The 13,009-nt window shown below is 30.2% G+C and carries 16 protein-coding genes; 1 reads left to right on the forward strand and 15 read right to left on the reverse strand.

Going from position 1 to position 13,009, the window contains the following annotated elements; genetic code table 11:
* Positions 1-13: 13 nt before the first annotated feature.
* From DWZ53_RS03135 to DWZ53_RS03190, 12 genes are all read right to left on the reverse strand, one after another.
* On the reverse strand, positions 14-547 hold the full coding sequence (locus DWZ53_RS03135; RefSeq protein WP_118431904.1) for a helix-turn-helix domain-containing protein: 534 nt from the start codon (positions 545-547) through the stop codon (positions 14-16).
* 154 nt (positions 548-701) lie between these two features.
* The gene (locus DWZ53_RS03140; protein ID WP_118431906.1) at positions 702-1,529 is read right to left on the reverse strand and encodes a prephenate dehydrogenase; all 828 of its coding nucleotides are present in this window, start codon (positions 1,527-1,529) and stop codon (positions 702-704) included.
* Positions 1,530-1,540: 11 nt separating this feature from the next.
* Positions 1,541-1,924: a hypothetical protein gene (locus DWZ53_RS03145; protein ID WP_118431908.1), complete on the reverse strand. Its 384-nt coding sequence runs from the start codon at positions 1,922-1,924 to the stop codon at positions 1,541-1,543.
* 1 nt (position 1,925) lies between these two features.
* A complete protein-coding gene (locus tag DWZ53_RS03150; protein ID WP_118431910.1) occupies positions 1,926-3,386 on the reverse strand; it encodes a nicotinate phosphoribosyltransferase in 1,461 nt (486 codons plus the stop codon).
* A 64-nt stretch (positions 3,387-3,450) separates the two neighbouring features.
* The gene (locus DWZ53_RS03155; protein ID WP_118431912.1) at positions 3,451-3,729 is read right to left on the reverse strand and encodes a LysM peptidoglycan-binding domain-containing protein; all 279 of its coding nucleotides are present in this window, start codon (positions 3,727-3,729) and stop codon (positions 3,451-3,453) included.
* A 73-nt stretch (positions 3,730-3,802) separates the two neighbouring features.
* Entirely contained in the window at positions 3,803-4,357 is a 555-nt protein-coding gene (locus tag DWZ53_RS03160; protein ID WP_118431914.1) for a chromate transporter, read from the reverse strand.
* Positions 4,354-4,914, reverse strand: a complete 561-nt coding sequence (locus DWZ53_RS03165) for a chromate transporter (protein WP_118431916.1) — start codon at positions 4,912-4,914, stop codon at positions 4,354-4,356. The genes DWZ53_RS03160 and DWZ53_RS03165 overlap by 4 nt, the downstream gene beginning before the upstream one ends.
* A gap of 98 nt (positions 4,915-5,012) precedes the next feature.
* Complete coding sequence (gene rnc, locus DWZ53_RS03170; RefSeq protein WP_118431918.1) at positions 5,013-5,690, reverse strand: ribonuclease III; 678 nt, start codon at positions 5,688-5,690, stop codon at positions 5,013-5,015.
* Positions 5,680-6,666, reverse strand: coding sequence for a phosphate acyltransferase PlsX (plsX, locus tag DWZ53_RS03175; RefSeq protein WP_118431920.1), 987 nt, complete (start codon positions 6,664-6,666; stop codon positions 5,680-5,682). Before plsX ends, rnc begins: the two co-directional genes overlap by 11 nt.
* A gap of 28 nt (positions 6,667-6,694) precedes the next feature.
* Positions 6,695-8,722: an ATP-dependent DNA helicase RecG gene (gene recG, locus DWZ53_RS03180; protein ID WP_118431922.1), complete on the reverse strand. Its 2,028-nt coding sequence runs from the start codon at positions 8,720-8,722 to the stop codon at positions 6,695-6,697.
* Between the two features lie 19 nt (positions 8,723-8,741).
* Positions 8,742-9,647 carry an AEC family transporter gene (locus DWZ53_RS03185; protein ID WP_118431924.1) on the reverse strand — a complete coding sequence of 302 codons (906 nt, stop codon included), beginning with the start codon at positions 9,645-9,647 and terminating at the stop codon, positions 8,742-8,744.
* Between the two features lie 39 nt (positions 9,648-9,686).
* The gene (locus tag DWZ53_RS03190; protein WP_118431926.1) at positions 9,687-9,995 is read right to left on the reverse strand and encodes a PTS sugar transporter subunit IIB; all 309 of its coding nucleotides are present in this window, start codon (positions 9,993-9,995) and stop codon (positions 9,687-9,689) included.
* A gap of 258 nt (positions 9,996-10,253) precedes the next feature.
* Here DWZ53_RS03190 and DWZ53_RS03195 point away from each other — a divergent pair, with 258 nt between their 5' ends.
* The gene (locus DWZ53_RS03195) at positions 10,254-10,508 is read left to right on the forward strand and encodes a hypothetical protein (RefSeq protein ID WP_118431928.1); all 255 of its coding nucleotides are present in this window, start codon (positions 10,254-10,256) and stop codon (positions 10,506-10,508) included.
* A 370-nt stretch (positions 10,509-10,878) separates the two neighbouring features.
* On the opposite strand, the gene DWZ53_RS03200 is transcribed toward DWZ53_RS03195, so the two are convergent.
* The 3 genes from DWZ53_RS03200 to DWZ53_RS03210 form a co-directional block, all read right to left on the reverse strand.
* Complete coding sequence (locus DWZ53_RS03200; protein ID WP_118431930.1) at positions 10,879-11,493, reverse strand: ECF transporter S component; 615 nt, start codon at positions 11,491-11,493, stop codon at positions 10,879-10,881.
* Positions 11,494-11,638: 145 nt separating this feature from the next.
* A complete protein-coding gene (locus DWZ53_RS03205) occupies positions 11,639-11,920 on the reverse strand; it encodes a Dabb family protein (RefSeq protein ID WP_118431932.1) in 282 nt (93 codons plus the stop codon).
* 29 nt (positions 11,921-11,949) lie between these two features.
* Positions 11,950-12,912, reverse strand: coding sequence for a P1 family peptidase (locus DWZ53_RS03210; RefSeq protein WP_118431934.1), 963 nt, complete (start codon positions 12,910-12,912; stop codon positions 11,950-11,952).
* Between the last annotated feature and the right edge of the window lie 97 nt (positions 12,913-13,009).

Here is a 13,009-nt window from a genome sequence, read left to right on the forward strand (position 1 = left end):
AAACTCTCCCTCTCTAAAACATTGGCGGTGTGGTAATCCATAATATCTTAGCGTCATTACTTCCTGTATTCATCAAATAATGACTTTGTTTACCATCTAAATAAAAGGTTTCTTTAGCCTTTAAACGATATTTTTTATGCCCACACACAAGCATAACTTGACCCTTTAAAACATAGCCAAATTCTTGACCATTATGACATGCCATTTCCATACTTTTTTGATGAGAATGTAATGTCATCAAAATAGGTTCCATTTCATTTTTTTGAGCATTAGGAATGACCCATTCGATAGTATATTCATCTTTTTCATTCACAAAAAAATCTTGAGTATGAAAAACAATTTTTTCATCTTTGTCACCTTGAAAGAACTCAGCTAAATTAGTCCCCAGTGCCTCTAATAGATCTTCAAGTGTAGAAATACTAGGACTGGTTAAATTCCTTTCAACTTGAGAAAGAAAACCTTTAGTTAATTCACTACGTGAAGCTAATTCTTCTAAAGTCAAATCATTTTTTATTCTCAAATCTTTTAACCTCTTACCAATATCCATATTCCCTCCATGTCAGTATATTAAACTTATAATTTAAAAAATCGAACAAAATCATTATACATGATTATTTGTCAAAAGCAATCATAAATTTTATATTTTTAATTTTGGGTTTAATATTACTAAACATATGCACAAAAAAAGTAAGTCCCAGGACTTACTCTAAATGTTCTCTTCTTTTTGATGATTCAATAAAAGCTTCCTTTAGTGCTTGTTCATCTTCATTTTTAATAGCTGTTTCAACACGGTCTAATTGTTCTTTAAAACAATCAATACTTTGTAATAGATTGTCTTTATTCTTAAAAAACAATTCACACCATAAGTCTTCATTAATGTTAGCAATACGTGTTAAATCACGATATGAATCCCCAATATATTTACCTGTATCATATTTTTGACGGTCACTATTGATTAAAGACACTGCAATAGCATGAGGCAACTGCGAAGTAAATGAAATGATTTCATCATGAGCCTGTGGCGACATAATCTTAACGCTTTTAAACCCTAAAGTCCCAACAAATTTCTCCATCATCTCGATTGTTTCTTTTTTATTAGTAGGATGTTCTATTAAAATATAATTAGCATTTTTAAATACTTCTTTACTTGCATAACTGTATCCTCTTTTTTCACGTCCAGCCATAGGATGACCACTAATAAATTCAACTTCAGGATCAATCATTTCCATTGCTTGATCTAAAAAATATGATTTTACTCCTACTGCATCACTAATAATACTTCCTTTTTTAAAATGGTTATTTTTAATAAAATCTAAGACCAACGAAGGATATAAACAAATAATTGTTAAGTCAGTCTTTTCAATTATTTCTTTTCCATCTTTATAGCCTTCTATAATGCAGCCTTCTTCTTTTGCCTGTTTTAATGTTTCTAAATTTGTATCGATGCCATAAACCTCATGACCAAGCCCTTTTAAAGCCTTAACGAAGCTTCCCCCAACGACGCCTAAACCAACAACTGTAATTATCATTTTCTTCCCCTTTATAATATAAATTTACCTGTAACAAATGACGCTAAACCTAAAACTAACGCTAAAAAGCAATAACGAATAAATAATGCAGACAATGGTGGTTTTTCTTCATTAATAAAGTAAAATGTTAAAACAAGTAACAAACTTGTCAATACACCGTGTCCTAAAGTTAATGCCGTAAGCATATTATACTTTTGAACAAGCATCGGTATAAAAATAAAACTTACCGCCATATAATCAATAATAATAAATAAAATTGATTTCCAATTTAAAGGAATCCATTTTAAATTAAAATTTTCTCTAAACTCACTTGATTTTTTCTTTTTTTCAATTGGTTTTGTTGTAAATTGATATTCTTTTTTATCACGTTTTAATTTACGATCAAAATTAGCCATCTTATTTTCTTTTTTCCTCCAACATCATCATTTTATAATCTAATAATCTTTTAGTAAGATCCACATAATAATCATGAGGATATTCTAACCTAAAGATTTCATCCCATAATCTTGCTTTTTCTTTTATTGAATAATCTCTAATTTCTTTAACCGATAATTCTTCATAAACAAATTGACCCTCTTCAAAAATAGGAATTTGTAAAGGCTCTATTGTATACGTATTAGCTTCTATTGTTTTACATTTCCAGCTATTTGATTGATGATAAATTGTTAAATCTTTTTGATTATCTAATTCTTCATCATAAAAAGCAATCACATCACCAATAGCTTTACCTGTCTCATTTTCAAATAAACGATATACTTTTTTATAACCCGGATTGGTTATTTTTTCAACATTTTCAGAAATTTTGATTTTAGGAACAATCTGTCCATCTTTTTCAATAGCTACCAATTTATATACACCACCAAATACTGGTGACGATTTAGATACAATTAAGTTTTCACCCACACCAAATGAATCAATTTTAGCTCCTTGATCTAAAATTGAACGAATTAAATATTCATCCAATGAATTTGAAGCAGTAATTTGAACATAACTTAATCCTGCTACATCTAACATTTGTCTTGCTTTTTTAGATAAATAAGCAATATCTCCGCTATCTAAACGAATTCCCTTTAATTTTTTACCCATTGGTTCTAAGACTTCTTTAGCCACCTCAATTGCATGAGGAACCCCACTTTTTAAAGTATCATACGTATCAACCAATAAAATACAATCATCCGGATAAGTTAAAGCATAAGTTTTGAATGCTTCATATTCATTATCAAATGATTGAATAAAAGAATGTGCCATTGTTCCTACTACCGGAATATCAAACATCATCCCTGCTGATACAGTTGCAGTTCCCGCTACACCACCAATATAAGCTGCTCTGGCACCATAAGTTGCACTATCATAACCTTGCCCTCTTCTTGCACCAAATTCAAAAACAGGACGGCCTTTTGCTTCTTGAACAACGCGATGAGCTTTCGTTGCGATTAATGATTGATGATTAATCGTAACAAGTAAAACAGTTTCGATAATTTGAGCCTCAATTATTTTAGCTTTTACTGTAATTAATGGTTCATTAGGAAAAACTGGTGTTCCTTCCCTCATGGAATAAATAGATCCAGTAAAATGGAATTCTCTCAAATAATCAAAAAACTCTTCATCAAATTTATGTAAGGAACGGAGATATTCAATATCTCCTTCACTAAAATGTAAATCTTTGATACATTCTATTAATTGTTGTAAACCAGCATAAATAGCAAAACCACCATGATCGGGATTTTTACGATAAAACATATCAAAATAGACATATTGATCTTTTTTGCCTTGTTTAAAATAATTATAAGCCATTGTCATTTCATATAAATCCATAACTAATGTAAGATTTCTTTTATTGCCTGCATGTTGTGTCATTTTGCCACTCCTTATTCTTGTTTTATCATAATAATAAACTGATTTGTATTAAAAATCCAGTTAATTAAAAATATAATTCATAGGATTCTTGTTCACTACGTGGCATCACTTGTTGATTAATGACAGGAACTAATAAATTTTGCCCAGGGAAAATCATCATTTGATTATTCAAATTATTCATACAGCGAATAAAATCAACTGTAGAATTAAACATTCTTGCTATTCTAAAAACATTATCACCAGGTCTTACTTGATATAAAAAGATATCCCCTACCTTTCTAGGACGTGGTGGTCTTGGTGGTTGATTTCTTTGACAATCCCCTTCATATAATTCATCATACATATTTTATTCCTCCTTCATTGTATCTTATGTTTACTTGCAAATATGATATGGGCATAAAAAAAGTTATTATTCATCAAAGTATCTGAATAATAACTTCACTTAATCCAGCAAGAATCATCACGAGTACCGGATTCATTTTATATTTTCTAAGTAAAATCAAACAAATGATAAAAACAACGAAAGCATGATAACGAATATAGCCTATGCACACAATTGAATTTTTAAAAAATGAAGAAATCAAAATTGAAATCCCACTAATAGCAATCATAGCTACTACAGCCGGTCTTAAATAAGATAAAACCATCTGCATAAGCTTCATATTCTTATACTTAACATAAAAATATGCAAGTAAAGAAACCAAAATACATGAAGGTAAAATGCAACCAAATGTAGCAATCAAAGCACCAGGTAAATGTGCTACATATTGACCTATAAAAGTTGAACAATTTACCGCAATAGGACCTGGAGTCATTTGTGATATTGTAATCAAATCAGTAAAAATATTCTGATCAATCCAATGATATTGACTTACAACTTGTTGAAAAATAAGAGGCAAAGACGCATAGCCACCACCAAAACTAAACATGCCAATTTGAACAAAGGCAATAAATAATTTCAAATAAATCATATCTTTCGCCCCCTAACAAAAAACTCTAACAGAGCAAAAATCAAGCAAGCTATAATGATATACATAATATTGATTTGAAAAAAATAATTAAGAATAAAAGAAACTCCCACAATAATAATATTTCTGATTTTATTTTGGTCCATCACACTTAAAAACATATCATAAACAACACTGACAATAATCGCACCAATTCCTGCACGCATTCCTAGAAGCATAGCACTTACTATTTTATTAGTAATAAAAATTTGATAGAAATACGCAATGATACTAATAATAACGAGTGGTGGTATAATTGTACCTAAAACACAAACAATGATTCCTAATATACCTGCCATTTTATATCCTAAAACAATAGCACCATTGACAGCAATTGCTCCAGGAGCAACTTGAGCAATCGCCACTAAATCAAGCATTTCCTTTTCATCAATATAATGCAATTGATCTACAAAACGATCCTTTAATAAAGAAACAATAACATAACCTCCACCAAAGGTAAATGTAGACAAATAAAGCGTTGAAAAGAATAATTCTTTAAGTAAATTTCCTTTTTCCTTCATTATTTTCACCTCAAGACTATTATAAAAAAAATTGGATATTCATAAAGTAGGTACTTTTAAGTAACTATCTTATAATTAAAAAAGGATGAAACATCCTTTTACTTAGCTAATTTTTGTAAGGCTGCTTTAGCCGCTTGTTGTTCTGCTCTTTTTTTACTTGACCCTTTACCTTTACCTAAAATCATATTATCCATTAATACTTCAACTTCAAAAATGGGAGCATTAGAAGGACCTTCAGTCGATATAGTTTGATATGTTACTGTCTTTCTTTGATCCGCTTGAATTAATTCCTGTAAAGTTGTTTTATAATCCGTAATATCATCATAATGGATATCTTCAACATGTTTATAAATCGTCATCTTTAAAATTTTATCTACATAATCATGTCCACAATCATGACATACAGCCCCGATAAATGCCTCAAATATATCTGCAAGAACACTATTACGATCTCTTCCACCATTATGTTCTTCACCTGATCCTAAATAAATAAAACGACCTAATTTTAATTCTCTAGCAAAACGAGCTAAAGATTCTTCTCTTACTAGTTTTGATCTTAAAGTCGTAAGCTGACCTTCGGGAATATCTTGATATAAATCAAAAATAAAATTAGAAACATGATACTGTAAAACAGCATCGCCTAAAAATTCTAATCGTTCATAATTTTTTCGCCCATTTTTTTCATTAGAAAAGGATGGATGTGTAAAAGCCTCAATAAATAAATCAATATTTTTATAAGGAATTTCTAATTGATCCAAAAATTCATTAATCTTCATGATGAACTAAACCTACTTTCATTTTTTCTACTACATTTGTTTTGACCATTTCAAAAGCTAAATCCATTGCACTTTCAAACGATTTTGCATCACTGGCACCATGAGCCTTAATAACCGGTTTAATAAATCCCATCATTAAAGCACCACCTACACTTGAAGCATCAAAACGATGTTTTAATTGACTTAATGCTGGCTTGGAAATCATGGCACCTAATTTTGTTCGTGACGATGATAAATAGGCATCTTTTAGTGATTTCATTAAAATACCAGCAACTCCTTCTACTGTTTTTAAAGCAACATTACCTGTAAAACCATCAGTGACAATTACATCAACATCACCATTCAATAACTCTTTACCTTCAATATTACCAACAAAATGAATATCTTTCATTTCTTTTAACATTTGATAAGTTTCTTTATGTACCTCATCACCTTTATGATCTTCACTTCCAATATTCAATAAAGCTACTTTAGGATTATCAATGTGACGAACATTCTTAGCGTAAACATTTCCCATAACTGCAAACGATTTTAATTGTTCAGCTGTATTTTCAGCATTGGCACCAACATCAAGCATAGCTACACCTTTACCATTATAAGTTGGTAAAATCGCCATTAGACATGATTTTTCTACCCCTTCAATACGCTTTAAAAATAACATTGCACTAGCATAATAAGCACCGGTATTACCACAAGATAAAACTGCATCCACTTCACCTTTGCGGGCTAACATCATTGCTTTAACCATACTTGATTCTTTTTTTCTACGAATCGCAAGAATATTTTCCGTCATTTCTAAAATTTCTCTTGCATCAACAAGTGTTACTTGTCGATAGTCTTTTAGTGCTTGTAATTCTTCTATTTTCCCGACTACATAGAGTTCATCTGTTTTATTTTTTTGTAAAAATGATAAACAGGCATCTACCACAATTTGACTTCCCAAATCACCACTCATGGCATCTATTGCTAATTTCATCAAATCACCTCTCCAGCATTATATCATATTAATCTACATATTCGTTATTCTTTAGCAAATTGTTTTTTATTTCTAATAATAATTGTTTTATTTTTTCATCTGATGCATGATTATTTAAAGCATCGATAGCATCTTTTCTTGCAATTTCTAAAATATTAAAATCCTTCATAACATCACCTATCATAAAAGTAGGAACCCCGCTTTGCTTTTGACCAAGCAAATCTCCTGGTCCTCGTATTTGCAAATCATATTTCGATATTTCAAATCCATCATTATGATTAGCCAAAAACATAAGTCGCTCTTTAGCTTCCTTTATCTTAGAATCAGATAACAAATAACAATAACCTTGTTGGCTTCCTCTTCCGACTCTTCCTCTTAATTGATGCAATTGTGATAATCCAAAACGATCCGCATTATAAATGACAATCATGTTGGCATTAGACACATCAACCCCCACTTCAATAACTGTAGTAGAAACAAGAATTTGAATTTGATTATCACTAAATTGTTTCATCATTTCATTTTTTTGTTCATCACTTAATTTACCATGAACCAACCCTACTTTATATTGACCTTTAAAATATCGTGACATAGCATCATAAATTTGATTGGCATCACGGCAATTTAAAGACTCACTTTCATTTACAAGAGGACAGACTACATAACATTGTCCCCCACTTGCTAGATATTGTTTTAAATGAGGTAAAAATGGTTTCATACTTATAGAAGGAACATATTCAGTGATTACCTTTTTTCTTCCTCGAGGCATACTTTGAATGGTTGAAACATCCATATCTCCATACAAAGACATAGCTAATGTTCTAGGAATCGGAGTTGCTGACATAACCAGAAAATCAACCTTTTGTCCCTTGTCTTTTAATGCTTTTCTTTGTTCAACTCCAAAGCGATGCTGTTCATCTGTAATGACTAAACCCAAATTTTGATACTGTACTTTTTCTTGAAATAAAGCATGTGTTCCCACAATTAAATCAATATCACCTTGTGCTATTTGCAGATATAATTCATTTTTTTCTTTTTGTGATAAATGTCCCGTTAATAAACCAATTTTAACATCAGTATTTTTAAATAAATGTGTTAAAGATTGATAATGTTGTAAAGCAAGAATTTCTGTAGGTGCCATCATTGCTCCTTGATAACCTGCTAAATAGTTTGCATATAAACCTATGGCTCCAACAACTGTTTTTCCACTTCCTACATCACCTTGAACAAAACGATACATTAACTTATCACTTTTTAAATCAGTAATAATTTCTTCTACTGCAGTACTTTGATCTTTTGTTAGAGAAAAAGGCAGTTGATTAATAAATTGTTGTAATTTTTTATTATCAATTTCTTTAATCATTCCTACATGTTCATGATGATATTGTTTAATATAATTCATAGTCAATTGAAATTTAAAAAATTCTTCATATTTTAAATATCTAATTGCTTGAATCACATCACTATTTTGATGAGGTTGATGAATTTTAAAATAAGCCTCTTGTCTAGAAATAAGATGATATTGTTGTATTAGATAGTCAGGTAAAATATCTAAAATATGATTTTGATAAAAGTGCAAAGCTTTGTTAATATAACCTCTTAAACTCTTTTGAGTCATTTTTCCTTTAACTGTATAGACAGGAGTAATGCCTTCTAATTGATCTAGTGGTTGCAATTTCATCTCGCTTGCTACTAAAGAATGATTCTTTTGGGTATACTTACCGATTAAAGTCAAAGTCATGCCTTCATGCATATGTGCTTTTAAAAAATGTCGATTAAAGATAGCCACTTTTAATGGCAAATCTTTATATAAAACAGTAAATGTTAATCGTGATAATCTTCCTTTAAAAAATACTTTAGGTTGATCAATTAAAGTTGCTTCTATGATAACTTTTTCTTGATTAATAAGTTCTGTTGGTTCTATCACTTCATAACGATAAGGAAAATACAAAACAAGATCTTTAATATTATGAATTCCCATATTTTCTAATAACGTTATTCTATTATCCTTGATTTTTAATTCTTTTAAACTATGTTCCACTTCTATCACCAACATCTATTCTATCTTATATAAATTAAACAAACAACATGATTAATACTGTAAGTTCAACGATACTGATAATAATACTCATTGAATTAGCAATGGCTGGCGCATCACGATAATAACCAATCTTTTTAGAAAATACCGCTGATACTGTACTAAGAGGTGCTGCTAAAGCCAATACTAAAATCTTTCTGGCAAGTAATGGAAAAGGTAATAAAAAATAACAAACCAGCATAAATAAACTGTTAAATCCAATACGGGTTATTAATATTTTTAATACATCCTTTATTTCACTGGCGCTAACTTTGATTTCTAACATTAAACCAATCATCAACATCGCAAGAAAGCCATTTCCTGAACCTATAAATGTTGAAATAGATAAAACCGGTGCCGGTACTTTAATTTGAAATAAAGCTAAAATAAATAAAATAATATAAACATCAAAAGGAATAGAAGAAAAGAGTTTTTTACATACGCTTTTAAATGTAAGTTTATCTTGTGAATTAGCTACACTACCAGCGATGGCATAAGTTCCACCAAGACCCATTAATGCATTACCAATATCAAACATACATAAATAGGCAACACCCATACCCGGAAAAAAAGTCTCTACAAAAGGTAAGACAAAATTACCAATATTATATCCTGAGCAGTTAATCATAAACATTCCTTTTTTCAAAGCATCCTGATCTAAAAAATAACCAACAATAACAATAAAAACATTAGAAAAAACACCTATTAAAATAAGTCCGATCATAGCTGCATTCACTACCATTCCATTAGCGTTAGAAAGCAAAGCGCATGGAAGTGTAATATTCATAATAATTGTAGCAAGCGTATTACCATCCTTTTTTTCTAACACTTTTATTTTCTTTAAAATAAAGCCTAAAATCACAACAAGGACAAATCCTGTTGCCTTAACAAAGACATTAAACATATTTTCCCTCCATAAATAAAAAAACATCATATGATGTTTTTAATTTTTATCAATTAATGAAATAGCTTGATCTAACGTAGCCTTACCATCCATGTTTGAAAAAGCATTTTCGTCAATTGCAGCACAAGGGATTGCCCCATTTATCATTGATTTTACTTTTTCTAAATCACCCTTTGCCTGAGGTGCAACTAAAACGCAGTCAGCATCAGCCCATGATAAATCAACTGCCGATTCAGCAACAGCCCAACATAATACTTTGGCACCTCTCGATACACCTTCTTTTTTAATAGATTCTACTAATCTACTTGTAGTAATACCAGAAGTACAACATAATAAGATTTTATACATTTTTACACCCCCTATAAGTACTTTTTAAATCTGCAAGCATTTTATCACAATAAGAAACAAATTACTACTATTTTCATAATTAGAAAATCAAATTAGCTCTAAAATGCGCTTTTTGAAAGGCTTATTATTAAACAGGTACATCTAGACACTATTTATCGCACTCATATGAAACATATAGAAAGCAACTACTCAATATCTATATTGTCATTCATTATATAGCTACGGTATCATCACTTTAGGAAGGAGATAGTTAGATGAATGGACATATCAACAATTAAAAAAATCAATGAAAAATTTCAGTTTCTAACAAAATACTGTCACATTCATCCAAATCATTCAATGAAACTACTAGATATTATTGTTATTACACTAAGTTTGTTACTTCTTGTTGATGGAATTAATGGCGAATTCAATAATCCTACAACATTTGATATTATAAAATGGATTTGTTATGTTGCCATGATTATTATTTATATCTTATACAGAAAAGGTATACACAATAACCGTGTTTAATAAAGGGAATACAAACATCATAAACCATTAATGATTTCAAAAAGTCTGTCAGTTTCTTGACATTAAACAAAAAACAATAAAAAACAAAACAATAAATAAAAAGAAGGCAAGAATATGAAAAAAGAAATAAAGATAATTATTCTGTTTTTAGGTATTATCCTCACTTTATTCAAAAATTATTGGTTCATAGGCATGTCATTAATGATTCTAGGATTTTATATAATCTCAAAAGAATAGTTGCAAAACAATTTTTATTACTTTTAGTAAAAGACCATTAAAATATGGCTATTATTGTATTTATTTGTCTAAGCAAAAAAGAGTTGTAAAGAAATCAGCATTATATGCTAGAAATCTTTTCAACTCTTTATTATTATTTATTTTTTATCATTGGTTTTAAAGCTTTGTAAGCTGCTAAAGCGACAACAGCCCCTAAAATAGCTTCAATAATTCCATTTGTTGTTACAACTCCCAATAAAACTGTAACCAATGTTGAATAGCTAACACCTACCGCATGAGCATAGGCTTCTCCAAAAAATACATAAATTCCACCTAATACAAGAACAGTATTTGTCAAGGCTCCTACTAGTGCACCTACAACAACACCAATATTTTCATGATTTTTCTTTTTTAAAATTTCAAAAGTTAAACCAGCTAAATAACCTAGCAAAATACGTGGGATAAAAGCAATAAGTAAACTTTTGTAATTACCACTCATTGTTCCAATTGTCACAAATGGAGAAAAACAAAACGATGTTACTCCAGGTTGAATGGTTGCTTTAATTAAACTTGTCAATCCAAAAACAAACCCTAATTCTGCTCCTGCTTTTTTTCCTAGCATAATTCCTGCAATAATAACTGGAATATGCATTGTTGTGGCATTAAGCGGTCCAATTGGAATATATCCAAGAGGTGTCACAACAAGAATGATTTCAATAGCTAGAAATAAAGCCATTGTCGTCATGTACTGCGTTTTTTTCGATTTCATATAATCCTCCTACTATCGCTCATTAAGATGCGATGTTTTTTTGGTATTCCTTTATTTTAATTGCATTAATAAGTGTCTAACGATCACTTTTAACTTTAAAATAAAAGAACGAATTTATTATATGATAAAATGATATTTTTTACAATCAATAATCAAATATAACTTTTGAACTCAAATATTTTCCATACTTTTCTTTCCAAATATGATGAATATCACTGTTATCAAAATATAATAGTGAATTCTTTTCCATATTAATTACAATCATCAAATCGTATCTTTTTGGTAAATGAATAATGTTTTGATGAATCTCTACTTTGCTAACACCTTGAATAGAAACTGATTTATTAAATAATACTTCAATTTCATCTATGATTTCATCAATATTATCAATATCATCTTTAAATTTAACCATGATAATATGTTTCATTATTCTATCCTTCTTTCCTTAATCTCATATTATTTCTTTTTAAAATCAGAATAAGATTTTAAACCATAAGCTCCTTTAGCATGAGTAATAGCTCTTTTAACACACATTTCTATGACTTCAGTAGCAATAATACCTACTGCATCAACCATACCTTCTACTTCATTAGTGCTTAACACAAAAATAGTATCCCCATCACTCATTGTATGTGCTGGAACAATGGCTTTAGCATAGCCATTATGCGCAATACCAGCAATCTTAGTACATTGTGCCTTATTAAGTTTAACATTTGTTACAATACAGCCAATCGTTGTATTACCCTCAGGTAATTTTCTTAACTGATCCATTTGTTCAAAAACAACCTGACGGGCATCAAGCATTTTACCATCCTTATAAATACCCGCTAACATTTCTTGAGTTTGACTATCAATAATGTTACCACATGCATTAACAGCCACCAATCCTGCTACCTGTACATGACCAACTTGCATCCCATAACTACCTACGCCACCTTTCATAGCATAATCAAATCCAGCAATTTTACCGATACTGGCACCACAACCAGCACCATAGTTTCCTTCTTTTATTTCATTGCTTTCACTATCTAAACAAGCAAGATATCCCATTTGTTTATCTGGTCTTACATGAGGATCACCGACAGACAAATCAAATAAAGAAGCTCCACATACAATAGGAACTCTTGCAACTGACATATCAAAACCGATTTCATGTTCTTCTAAATATTGCATTGCTCCACTAGCTGCATCTAAGCCAAATGCACTTCCCCCACTCAACATAACAGCATGTATTTTTTGTACCATATTGATAGGATTAAGTAGATCTGTTTCTCTTGTTGCTGGTCCACCACCACGAACATCCACACCAGCTGATGCCCCTTGTTCAACAATGACAACACTACATCCTGTACCTGCTTTTTCATTTTGTGCTTGTCCTACTCTAACACCTTTAATATCAGTTAATTTAATTTCCTTCATTTTTATTACCTCAATATCTTTTCTAATAATAAAAATAACATATTTAGGATTGCATTTCATTATAAAAGGTGTATATATTATTTTGAAAGAAGGGATT

Origin of the sequence: Coprobacillus sp. AF33-1AC (assembly GCF_003475785.1) — a bacterium.
In the GTDB taxonomy this organism is placed as follows: domain Bacteria; phylum Bacillota_I; class Bacilli_A; order Erysipelotrichales; family Coprobacillaceae; genus Faecalibacillus.

Excerpts from the sequence above, each read along its gene's own strand:
- DWZ53_RS03195 (WP_118431928.1), top strand. The coding sequence starts at position 10,254 with ATGGACATATCAACAATTAAAAAAATCAATGAAAAATTTCAGTTTCTA.
- DWZ53_RS03160 (WP_118431914.1), bottom strand. The coding sequence starts at position 4,357 with ATGATTTATTTGAAATTATTTATTGCCTTTGTTCAAATTGGCATGTTT.
- DWZ53_RS03145 (WP_118431908.1), bottom strand. The coding sequence starts at position 1,924 with ATGGCTAATTTTGATCGTAAATTAAAACGTGATAAAAAAGAATATCAA.
- DWZ53_RS03140 (WP_118431906.1), bottom strand. The coding sequence starts at position 1,529 with ATGATAATTACAGTTGTTGGTTTAGGCGTCGTTGGGGGAAGCTTCGTT.
- rnc (WP_118431918.1), bottom strand. The coding sequence starts at position 5,690 with ATGAAGATTAATGAATTTTTGGATCAATTAGAAATTCCTTATAAAAAT.
- DWZ53_RS03185 (WP_118431924.1), bottom strand. The coding sequence starts at position 9,647 with ATGTTTAATGTCTTTGTTAAGGCAACAGGATTTGTCCTTGTTGTGATT.
- DWZ53_RS03150 (WP_118431910.1), bottom strand. The coding sequence starts at position 3,386 with ATGACACAACATGCAGGCAATAAAAGAAATCTTACATTAGTTATGGAT.
- DWZ53_RS03155 (WP_118431912.1), bottom strand. The coding sequence starts at position 3,729 with ATGTATGATGAATTATATGAAGGGGATTGTCAAAGAAATCAACCACCA.
- DWZ53_RS03165 (WP_118431916.1), bottom strand. The coding sequence starts at position 4,914 with ATGAAGGAAAAAGGAAATTTACTTAAAGAATTATTCTTTTCAACGCTT.
- DWZ53_RS03200 (WP_118431930.1), bottom strand. The coding sequence starts at position 11,493 with ATGAAATCGAAAAAAACGCAGTACATGACGACAATGGCTTTATTTCTA.
- DWZ53_RS03190 (WP_118431926.1), bottom strand. The coding sequence starts at position 9,995 with ATGTATAAAATCTTATTATGTTGTACTTCTGGTATTACTACAAGTAGA.
- plsX (WP_118431920.1), bottom strand. The coding sequence starts at position 6,666 with ATGAAATTAGCAATAGATGCCATGAGTGGTGATTTGGGAAGTCAAATT.
- DWZ53_RS03210 (WP_118431934.1), bottom strand. The coding sequence starts at position 12,912 with ATGAAGGAAATTAAATTAACTGATATTAAAGGTGTTAGAGTAGGACAA.
- DWZ53_RS03205 (WP_118431932.1), bottom strand. The coding sequence starts at position 11,920 with ATGAAACATATTATCATGGTTAAATTTAAAGATGATATTGATAATATT.
- recG (WP_118431922.1), bottom strand. The coding sequence starts at position 8,722 with ATGTTGGTGATAGAAGTGGAACATAGTTTAAAAGAATTAAAAATCAAG.
- DWZ53_RS03135 (WP_118431904.1), bottom strand. The coding sequence starts at position 547 with ATGGATATTGGTAAGAGGTTAAAAGATTTGAGAATAAAAAATGATTTG.